The sequence below is a fragment of the Actinoplanes sp. NPDC048791 genome, from assembly GCF_040650095.1.
GTDB lineage: Bacteria > Actinomycetota > Actinomycetes > Mycobacteriales > Micromonosporaceae > Actinoplanes.
On sequence record NZ_JBEZGQ010001770.1, the window covers coordinates 1 to 1,010 of the forward strand.

Genomic DNA, 1,010 nt, shown 5'->3' on the forward strand with positions numbered 1-1,010 from the left:
GGCTCGCGGTCTCGCCGCGGCTGCTCGTCGCGGGCGGCGGCATCATGCTGCTCGCGTCCGGACCGACCCTGCTCGCCATCCCGCTCACCACCGAGCTGCACGGCCGGCACTGGGTGGCCGGCGCCGCCATCGCGTTCAGCCTCGGCTGCCTGCTGGCGACCGCCGCGGTCGAGGCGATCGGCACCATGAAGCTGCCGGCCGTCCTGCGCTGGACGCTGTGGGGCGTCGCCATGCTGGTCGGCTGGCTCGGCGCGCCGATGCACGCGGTCAGTGTGCTGATCGCCCAGTTCCTCGCCGGGGTGAGCCAGACGGCGTTCGAGGGCGACATGGACGCGCTGGTCGCGGAGGAGGCGCCGGCCGACGGCATCACGACGGCGCTGGCCTACAGCGCGTCGGTGCGGGCGCTCGGCGGCTCGGTGGCGGTCAAGCTGCTGCCGATGATGGTCACCGCGCAGGCGATCGACAAGGCGGTCAGCGCGGCAGTGCTGGCCCTCGGCGTCGCCGCGTTGCTGATCTGGGCCGTGACCGCGCTGCCGCGGCTGCACCGGGCGCCCGTGCCGATACCGGAGTGAGGCCGGTATCCGCGGGCCGGAAACGGGTAGTGAAGGGGACATGACCAGCCACCCGACCGCGTTCGCGCCCCGGACCCCCGTCGAGCCCGCTCCCGCGCTCGACATGTCCGGTCCCCGTGAGCACGCCCGCGCGGTGGTGCTGCTGCTGCCCGGCGGCCGGGCCACCAGCGTGGCACCGGCCCGCCGCGGCCTGGCCCATCTGCGGATGGTGCCGTTCGCCCGGGCGATCAGCTGGAGCACCCGCGGTGACGAGGTCGCGGTCTGGACTCTGCGCTACCGGGTGCGCGGCTGGAACGGCGACGCGCAGGATCCGGTGCGCGATGCCCGCTGGGCGCTGGCGGAGGCGCGCCGGACGCATCCCGGCGCCCCGGTCGTGCTGGTGGGCCATTCGATGGGTGGGCGGGTCGCGCTGCGGCTGGCCGGCGAGCCCGGGGTGGC

The 1,010-nt window shown here is 75.6% G+C and carries 1 protein-coding gene and 1 pseudogene; both read left to right on the plus strand.

The genetic code is table 11. From position 1 onward, the window contains the following. Positions 1 to 572, plus strand: a pseudogene (locus tag AB0C29_RS50335) (hypothetical protein); the annotation flags it as partial. Between the two features lie 40 nt (positions 573 to 612). After that, positions 613 to 1,010, plus strand: a 398-nt coding sequence (locus tag AB0C29_RS50340) for an alpha/beta fold hydrolase (RefSeq protein ID WP_360835742.1), incomplete at its 3' end; no start/stop codon positions are given.